Annotated in this window: 3 protein-coding genes; 2 read left to right on the top strand and 1 reads right to left on the bottom strand. The window is 63.6% G+C overall.

The window, feature by feature from the left end; translation table 11 throughout:
• Positions 1 to 447: terminase family protein (locus tag EN750_RS26590; RefSeq protein ID WP_210212770.1), on the top strand; the 447-nt coding region annotated here is incomplete at its 5' end.
• A 212-nt stretch (positions 448 to 659) separates the two neighbouring features.
• Here the strand turns inward: EN750_RS26590 and EN750_RS26585 are convergent.
• Entirely contained in the window at positions 660 to 1,541 is an 882-nt protein-coding gene (locus tag EN750_RS26585; RefSeq protein WP_127398385.1) for a hypothetical protein, read from the bottom strand.
• A gap of 487 nt (positions 1,542 to 2,028) precedes the next feature.
• Here EN750_RS26585 and EN750_RS40995 point away from each other — a divergent pair.
• A partial coding sequence (locus EN750_RS40995; RefSeq protein WP_127398383.1) for a terminase family protein occupies positions 2,029 to 3,005 on the top strand: 977 nt, incomplete at its 3' end.

Raw genomic sequence — 3,005 nt, 5'->3', positions numbered from 1 at the left:
GTCAGGCTGTGGGCGGCCGGCGTCCCCGGCGAAGGCACGCGCGACAATCCGCAGCGCGTGCTGGTCGGCCCGCCGCAGCAGCAGGCGGCCTGGGGCACCGGCATGATCCCGGCCGACGCCATCGTGCAGACCTTCATGGGCCGCGGCGCACCGGGCGCGCTCGACAGCGTCGTGGTGCGCTGGGGCGGCGGCGGCGACGTGCAGGCCGACGAGTCGGTGCTGTCGTTCAAGAGTTTCGAGAAGGGCCGCGAGAAATGGCAGGGCGAGACTTTACACGGCGTCTGGTTCGACGAGGAACCGCCGCTCGACATCTATTCCGAGGGCCTGACCCGCACCAACGCGACGGGCGGCATCACCATCGTGACGTTCACGCCGCTGCTTGGGATGTCGGACGTGGTGCTGTTGTTTTTGTCGGCGGGAGAGGTGGAGCGGATGGGGAAGGGGTGATTTCGCGCTCGCTCGCGCGTTTCCTTTCCCTTGTGGGGGAAGGTGGATCGGCGCGCAGCGCCGAGGCGGATGAGGGGTGTTCCAGCGAAGTGGAACGTTGGCCTTCCCGGGACACCCTCATCCGACCTCGCTTCGCGAAGCCCCTTCTCCCGCAAGGGGAGAAGGGGAGGCAGTACTCAACCCGTCACTTCCACTACCGCTCTGCCACAAATTCAGGCGGTTGCCGGCAATGATGAATGCCAGACCGCATGATGCGAAATCCGGTTGTGCTCGATGCAACTGGCTGCCAGTTTGCTGATTTCAGGATCGGCCGACGCCCGCGCCCATTCGACGAAGGCATCGACGACCACCAACCTTGCGCGACCGGCCAGCCCAAGACCGTAACGCCGCACCACCGGCTCGGAATGGTCAAGCATCTTGCGGATCATGGCTGATACATCGTCCCGCCATTGCTCGGAAATATCCGAGATGACCGAAAACGCCGTTTGCGGCTTGAGCAAAGCGGCGTGCTGGCGCGCAAGCCTCAACTGCCAGTCCCGGGCAAAGCGGACGAACTGGACAGCTCCCATGCGCACGGCGTCATGCTCATCATCAAGAGCAAACAGGGCCTGCGCCAGGTACTCGCCATGGTCACGCGTGCTGCACCGCAAGATGGACTCCACGGCATCGAAACGCGTGCGCGAGTTGCTATCCCCAAGCAGTGCGGCCAGTTCGCTCACCATCGAACTTATGTTCTGGTTTTGAAACGTGGCCAGAAACGCGCCCGCCGCTCGGGTCCGGGCGTTGGGCGATGTCAGAAGGAGACGAAGGCTTTCCAACGGCACCGTCCTGCCAAGATCGGCAAGCAGGTCGCTGGCTAGCGCGCCATCGTGTTCATCGGTGGACGACAGCAGAAGCTGCAGGATCTCCGGGCCCGTCGGGGCATTTGTCGATTTGCCGAGCGGCAGCAGGATCTTGCCGCTTTCGCTGAAATAAAGATGAGCAACCTCGCTGTCCTCGGCGGACAAGCGCATCGCGTCGAATAGATCTGTCATGGCAAAGAGTGGCTGCCCCACCCGCGTAGAGTAGAGGCCGCGCGGAAGGCGCCGGCCCAAGACGCATCGGCTTCACCGATGCGGAGACGAGCCTTAGCGCATATCGACTTAGAAGAAAAGACGCGTGCCGCAAAAGGTGGTCCGCATCAAGCGCCGGGCAGTATGATGCCGGGAGGGCTTATGGGTATTTGCTGCCCGCAAGCTGTCTGGCACGGGCCCTGGGATCGGTTGCTTTCCGGGTTAGCGGTTGGCACCATATTCTTTCATCACCTGTAATCTGATTGTACCAGACATCGCATACTTTGTTTGGTGTGTCGGGGATACAAACCTTGCGTTCGAACCCTGAAGAATTGGCGTACATCTTGCAGGTTTTCTTACTCGTATCATATGGAACGTTCGATTGGCATGCTGACGCGCCGGCGGCAATGGCCACAACGATTGCTATGCGGATCATGTATCTCCCCCAAATTCGCCAGCAGCTTTGCATTGATAAACAGTATTATCAATGGCCGTTGCTCGTCCCGGCAAATAATTTAGGCAGACCGATATGTCCCGACACGTCACCTTCATGACCATCGACGATGCCGCGCACTACACGCCGCAGGAGCGCGCGGCGATCGTCGCCGCCTATCCGGCGCACGAGCGCGAGGCCCGCGCCCGCGGCATTCCGGTGCTGGGTTCGGGCCGCATTTTTCCGGTGGCCGAGGCGCTGATCGCCTGCGAGCCGTTCCGGCTGCCGCGCTACTGGCCAAGGCTGGGCGCGCTCGATTTCGGCTGGGACCATCCTTCGGCCGCGGTCGAGCTTGCCTGGGATACGGAGGCCGATGTCGTCTATGTCACCAAGGCAGCGCGGGCCTCGCAGCAGACGCCGGCCATGCAGACGCTGACCTTGAAACCGTGGGGCGAATGGCTGCCCTTCGCCTGGCCGCGCGACGGCCGCCGCGAAACGCTGGAAGGAGCGGGCGTGGCGCTTGCCCGGCAATATTCGGCGCACGGGCTGAACATGCTGAGCCGCCACGCGCAATTTTCGGACGGTTCGGTCTCGGTCGAGGCCGGGCTGATGGAGATGCTCGACCGCATGCAATCCGGCCGCTTCAAGGTGTTTGCGACGCTGGCCGACTGGTTCGAGGAGTTTCGGCTTTTTCGCCGCTTCTACTGGGACGCTGTGCTCGGCGCCGAATTGCCCGATGGCGTCGACCACGCTGTGTTCGATTTCGCCGTCAATAGCGGGCCTGGCCGGGCGGCCAAATATTTGCAGGCGGCCGTCGGCGTTGCGCAGGACGGGCGGATCGGACCGGTCACCGTCGCGGCGGCCAAGGCAAAGCCGGCCGGTGTGACCATCGATGCGCTTTGCGATGCGCGGCTGGCGTTCCTCAAGCGGTTGCCGACATGGGCAACATTCGGGCGCGGCTGGTCCGATCGGGTCAGGTCGGTGCGGGTTCAGGCCCTGCTGATGTCGGCGCAGCGCCCCGCGGCACCGGTGACCGCGCCGGCGCCGCCCAGCGGCGAAACATCGGCCAATGG

Source organism: Mesorhizobium sp. M7A.F.Ca.ET.027.03.2.1, assembly GCF_003999175.1.
Classification (GTDB): Bacteria; Pseudomonadota; Alphaproteobacteria; order Rhizobiales; family Rhizobiaceae; genus Mesorhizobium.
Note: the sequence above shows the minus strand (reverse complement) of the source record. Positions and strands in the feature narration are given on the sequence as shown.